Genomic DNA, 6,207 nt, shown 5'->3' on the forward strand with positions numbered 1-6,207 from the left:
ATTAAAAATAAGAACTTTATAAAAAACAATAAAGTTAGGAATAATTCAAGCAATTTATAAATTAATAGAAATAAATTTATAAATAAAGTTAACATAATTTAGTCATTATTTTCTTAAATTCGTCATTGCAACTTTATTTTTCTTGTCATTGCACCACTTTTTAAATAGTCATTGCGAGGCTACTGCCGAGACTAAAGTCTGCCTTCGGCAAGCAATCCACACAGAATAGATTACTTCGCTCACGCTCGTAATGACGACTTTTTTACCCGTCATTGCGAGCAATCCGCTATTAACTAATGTAAATTTATTTTAAAAAATTAGTAAATAAACTTGATATTATTTTTAAATTATGTTATAATCTTTTTAGTAATGATAATTTGATTTAAATTTGATTTACAAAATTTATTTTTAAGGAGAACGACTCATGAAAAATTTTAAAAAATTATTAACAGCTTTATTTATGTTTTCTATTGTTTCGGGGATTTTATTCGCTCAAGGAAATCAATACGTTTCCGACCCTAACGCTCAATACGGTTACGGAGTTCCGCTTTCTTCGATTCCTCAAAACGCTCAAAATTTTATAAGGCAGCATTTCCCAAATATTGAAGTGACATATATTGAAAGAGACTGGGACGATATAGAAGTTTATTTGGCAAACGGAACTCAAATAGAATTCTTCCCAAACGGCGATTGGAAAGAGGTTAAAACCTATACGAATATGCCCGATTCTATTTTGCCTGCAAATGTTATGGCTACGGTAAAAAGAACTTATCCGCAAGCGGCTATAATAAAGATAGAAAAACAATATACAATTTTTGAAGTGAAGCTAAATAATATGATGGAACTTTATATAGATGGTAGCGGAAATTTAATAGGGCAGAAATTTGACGATTAATTTTTAATTATTTATAGGCTTATAAGTTTTCTTTTATCATAATAAGGGCGAGGTTTATTAACCTTGCCTTTTTATTTTAAATAAATCAAATAAATCAAAATTAATAAACGGTTGACTTATATATATTATTCTATATTATTAATATAAAACAATTAAGGATTTTAAATTTTTTATGGACGATTCAAAAGAAATAAAAGAAGAAAATACAAAAAATGAAAGCGAAAATAATAGCGAAAATACGCTTTCAATTTTAGAAGATAAACTGCCTTCGAGGTTAATAGTAATTCCAGTAATGGGAAAGCCTTTATTTCCCGGACTTTACGCTCCGTTTCCAATTCCTCCGATTTATGCGGATTCGGTAAATAAGGCGATAGAAGAATCGAACGGATTTTTGGGACTCAATTTATTTATATCCGATAATCCGAGAGAGGACGGGAAAGTCCTTCCAGAAGATATTTATAAAGTCGGAGTAATAGTAAAAGTATTTAAAAAACTTAATCTCCCAGACGGCGGACTAAATCTGCTTATCAATTCTATAAAGAGATTTAAAATAATTAGATTTATAAATACGGAATCCATTTTAAGAGTAGAACCTTTATATATGCCCGATATTAGCGATTATTCGAGCAAGGAAGACGAAAACGAAATTAAAGCATATACGAGAGCGCTTCTTTCGGAGGTTAAAGCTTTAAGCGAAAATAATCCTCTATTCACGGAAGAAATGCGCCTTACTATGATTAATGTTGACGACCCTGGAAGATTGGCGGATTTTGTCACTTCGATGATAAATGTGGAAAGAGCGAGTCAGCAGGAAATATTGGAAACATTCGAGGTTAGAGACAGGCTCGAAAAAGTTCTTCTGCTTTTACAAAAAGAAAGAGAGATAACTAAAATACAACAAAAAATTCAGGGAAGCATAAATACGAGAGTTCAAAAACAACAGAGAGATTATTTCTTAAAAGAACAGTTAAAAGAAATAAAAAAAGAATTGGGATACGATACAGACCCTAAACAAAGAGATATTGAAAAGTATAAAAATATTCTCAAAAAACTTAAAGTAGTTGAAGAAGTGAAAGAAAGAATGGAACAGGAAATAGAAAAAATATCCACTATCGATAATCATTCTCCAGAATATACGGTTTCTAAAAATTATTTGGACACTTTATTTTCTCTTCCATGGAACGATGAAGCGAAAGAAAGAAAAGATATAAATAAAAGTAAAAAAATATTGGACAGAGACCATTACGGACTCGAAGATGTTAAAGAAAGAATATACGAATTTTTAGCCGTTCGTAAATTAAACCCAGATAAAAAATCTTCAATACTTTGTTTTGTTGGACCTCCGGGCGTTGGAAAAACTTCCATAGGAAAAAGTATAGCGGAAGCTTTGGAGCGTCCGTTTTTTAGATTTTCGTTGGGAGGCATGAGAGACGAAGCGGAAATTAAAGGACATAGAAGGACATATATTGGAGCTATGCCGGGAAAAATAATTGAAGCTTTGAAAATAGTTAAAGTAAAAAATCCCGTTTTGATGCTTGACGAAATAGATAAATTGGGAACGAGTTATCAGGGCGATCCTTCGAGCGCGTTATTAGAGGTTTTGGACCCAGAGCAGAATTCGGCTTTCAGGGACCATTATTTGGATTTGCCTTTTGATTTGTCGAATGTTCTTTTTATAACGACTTCAAATACTCTCGATACGATTCCGTCTCCTTTGCTCGACAGAATGGAAATTATAAGACTTTCGGGCTATATTATGGAGGAAAAATTAAAAATCGCTTCAAAATATATTATTCCGAGACAAATTAAAGCTCATGGACTAAATATAAAAAATATAAAATTCACAAACAGTGCAATAGAATATATTATTAACGGATACGCTCGCGAGGCGGGAGTTCGTAATTTTGAAAGGAGAATTGAAAGAATATGCAGAAAAATTGCGGCGGATATAGTGGAAAAAGATAAAAAAGCTTACAATATAAATATAGATTCTAAAGATATAGAAAAATATTTGAAGAAACCAATATTTACAAACGATTTGACGGAAAGAGCGAATAAAGCGGGCAATTCGATTGGACTCGCTTGGACTTCTATGGGCGGGGCGACTCTCACGATAGAATCGATAAAAGTAGCGGAGAAAAAAGACGGCGGTTCGATAAATATGACGGGACAACTTGGCGAGGTTATGACGGAAAGCGTTCAAATAGCTTATAGTTATATCAGAAGTATCGCTAAAAATTATGGAGTTTCGGAAGATTATTTTTCGGACGCTATTATACATTTGCATGTTCCAGAAGGCGCTACTCCAAAAGACGGTCCTTCGGCGGGAATAACTATGGCTACGGCTTTATTATCGCTTGCAATGAATAAAGTTATAAGAAACGACACGGCGATGACGGGCGAGCTTTCGTTAAACGGAAAAGTTCTTCCAATCGGCGGACTTAAAGAAAAAACCATTGCGGCAAAACGACTCGGATTTATCAAACATATTATAATCCCTTTTGAAAATAAAAGAGATTTGGACGAAATCCCCGAAAAAGTAAAAAAAGGTTTAACTTTTCATTTGGTAAAACAAGTGGAAGAAGTTTTTGATTTTATATTTAAGATTGACAAATCTAAAAAGTCGACTAAATCGAATAAAAAAGTTAAAGCAAAAAAGAAAAAATAACGCTTTGTATTTTTATAAATTAGGTTTAGATTTTTTAATATAATCCAAATAAAGATTAAGTTTTTTATATTCGACTTCACGCATGAAATTTTCCATAAATTCCCAATGCGGTTCTCCTTTGGAATCTATTGGTAAATTTACTATTTGTTTTTTTATTCTTGTTTGAGAAAATTTATATCCGTATCCGTATTTTAGTAAAACAGCGTTGTCTATACATTGTTTTAAAAATAAACCTATATATCTATTCATAGCTTTATTATTTTTAATCCAAATTTTTTCAACATGGTCTGTGGCAATAAAATCGTTTTCTTGATAGGATACATAACCTACTGTGGCGCTATCTATAGTAAGAACTTTTCCTTTTTCAGTCGGACTATTTGCATAAGTATCGTCTAACGCGTTATTGGTTGATGCGCATGTTATTCGAGGCGTTTTTCCGTTTGGTTTTAATTGGCTTGGATGTGTGGTTATAGTTCCAGAAACTTCAAAAATTTCGCTAATTTTAAACTCTTTCCATTCTATATCATTTAAATTAAGTTTATTTTTAAATATGTCCTCTCTTTTTTCAAATTTAAAAATATAATCTTTATTTTGCATTATCATATTAAATTCAAAAGTGAGATAATCAGCCATAGTTTTTTCAAAATCTTCTTGTTTTGGCAACTCGTCATTGAAATAATAAAAATTATGCAACCATTCATCATCAGGTTCTATAGTAGTTTTTACGCAGAATTTGGTTTCCGCGTCAATTTCATCGTTCCATACTTTTAATAAATGCTCTTTTCTATCTTTAGACTTAATCTTATTTTCAATTAATCCCTTATGTTTTTGAACTTCCCAACCGTCATTTTCAAAATTTATAAATTTACAAATTTTATTTTTATAATCATGCGGAATGCCAGCCGTGAAAATAGCTATACATGTATTTGTTCCAACTCTATAAAAAGTGTTTTTGTTTAAGGTTATCACGCCTTCCAAAGTATGCTTTTTTAATATGCTTTCTTTAGTGGCTTTTTCCTCTTTAGTTTTTCCAGTAACGGCGCTTTGAGGTATAATAACCACGACTTTTCCGCCTTTCAATATAGAATCGCATAAATGTTCCGTGAAAGATATTTCCGTTAAATTTTTATCGACTTTTCCTTGAGAATAAGGAGGATTCATAAAACCTACTGTGGCTTGGCAATCGGTTTGTAATTGTTTAGGATTTTGTTTCAAAAAATCTTCGTTATTAAGATTGCTTTTTCCGTCTCCTCTCAATACCATATTTGTAGTGGCAACGGCGAACATAAAAGGCTGCAATTCAAATCCGAATAATTGATTTTGTCTGATATTATTTTTTTGTTTTATATCGTCAGTTTTTGAAATCATATCGTTCATAGCGGATACCAAAAATCCTCCCGTTCCGCAACAAGGGTCTAAAATAATATCGTTTGGTTTTAAATCGGCTAATTCGCAAAATAATTCCGTTATATGTCTTGGAGTTAGAACTATGCCCAAACTTTGAGCGTCTCCTCCGCTAAAACGCATAAACTCCGAGTAAAATCTTCCTAAATAATCTTCAGAATTTTTTATATTTTGTATATTATCGTATATCTTTTCTTTTACAAATCGTGAATAATATTTTAATGGAGTTGAATTAATTTTTGTTCCGTCTTTATTTAGAATTTCGCATAATTCGTTAATCTTTTTTGTGTCTTTGATAACCGAAAATTGAGATAATACTTTGTCTCTTTTGGTTTCTGGACTCAATCTCGCTCTTTTTAAATTTTTTTCTATGAGTTCGTATAATTTTTCTCCATCGGTTATATCTTCATCGTTATTCAAATATTCAAGATTCAAATTATTTTCTTTCATTTCGTCTAAAGCTAAAAGTATGCCAGAAACTATTAAAGGTTTGTCGGCGTCTTTTATAGCTCCGTAGTTTCGCAAATATTCATGCAAACATTCGGCGTCTTGTTTAACTTCTTCGTCAGTGGTTTCTTCTTTCGGCTTAATTCCTAAAATCTCTTGCAAATAATAGCTTTCTATATTGCTTTCGTTTAACAGAGTAAATGTTTCCAAATCGTTTAATTTTTTATCAAGTATTCCTCTCTCGTTAATAAAATACGGGCTAATTTTATGATGTCTTTCGTCTCCGCTAACGCCAATCGCTATGATTTTTTTATAACTCGTATTTTGTGCCAAATGTTTTGCATAATGAATAGCTCCATTTACGGCAAAATCTGTGACGCTTTTTGTATTATCCAAATCTATGCAAGAATTAGAATCCAATTTACAATGTTTACTTAAATCGGATTTATCCTCTATTACGATTAAAAAATCTTTAACTATAGCGATAAATTCTGGAAATCCAATATTTCCCGTTCCTTTCTTGCTTGCGGTTTTTAAAGCTTCGTTAATTTCTTCAATATCCGAACCTTGAGGAGTCGCTTTAATATTTGCACTTTTTAGTAGCGAATATACCCAATAATCCGTTTTAACTTCTTTTTTAGCCATATAAAAGTCTCTAATATCTAAATAAAAATTAAAATATATAATCGATTATATCAAAATATTAAGGTTTTGCAAATTAATTAAATATAAAAATTAAATATTAGTTTTTTATATTTTATCTATTTAAAAAATATTTGTTTATATATATAAT

The 6,207-nt window shown here is 31.2% G+C and carries 3 protein-coding genes; 2 read left to right on the top strand and 1 reads right to left on the bottom strand.

Annotated elements, in window-relative coordinates; translation table 11 throughout:
• The first annotated feature begins 424 nt into the window (after window positions 1–424).
• Both ACR0QS_RS09885 and lon read left to right on the top strand, forming a co-directional pair.
• On the top strand, window positions 425–895 hold the full coding sequence (locus tag ACR0QS_RS09885) for a PepSY-like domain-containing protein (protein WP_432633281.1): 471 nt from the start codon (window positions 425–427) through the stop codon (window positions 893–895).
• Window positions 896–1,067: 172 nt separating this feature from the next.
• Window positions 1,068–3,563 (top strand): endopeptidase La, encoded by a 2,496-nt coding sequence (gene lon / locus ACR0QS_RS09890; protein ID WP_432633282.1) that lies wholly within the window; start codon window positions 1,068–1,070, stop codon window positions 3,561–3,563.
• A gap of 12 nt (window positions 3,564–3,575) precedes the next feature.
• Here the strand turns inward: lon and ACR0QS_RS09895 are convergent, their stop codons facing one another.
• On the bottom strand, window positions 3,576–6,059 hold the full coding sequence (locus tag ACR0QS_RS09895) for an N-6 DNA methylase (protein WP_432633283.1): 2,484 nt from the start codon (window positions 6,057–6,059) through the stop codon (window positions 3,576–3,578).
• Window positions 6,060–6,207: the final 148 nt, after the last annotated feature.

The sequence above is a fragment of the Brachyspira sp. genome (assembly GCF_050873525.1).
Lineage (GTDB): Bacteria > Spirochaetota > Brachyspiria > Brachyspirales > Brachyspiraceae > Brachyspira.

What these genes read in the sequence shown, in the direction of transcription:
- ACR0QS_RS09885 (WP_432633281.1), top strand. Translation starts at nt 425, where the DNA reads ATGAAAAATTTTAAAAAATTATTAACAGCTTTATTTATGTTTTCTATT.
- ACR0QS_RS09895 (WP_432633283.1), bottom strand. Translation starts at nt 6,059, where the DNA reads ATGGCTAAAAAAGAAGTTAAAACGGATTATTGGGTATATTCGCTACTA.
- lon (WP_432633282.1), top strand. Translation starts at nt 1,068, where the DNA reads ATGGACGATTCAAAAGAAATAAAAGAAGAAAATACAAAAAATGAAAGC.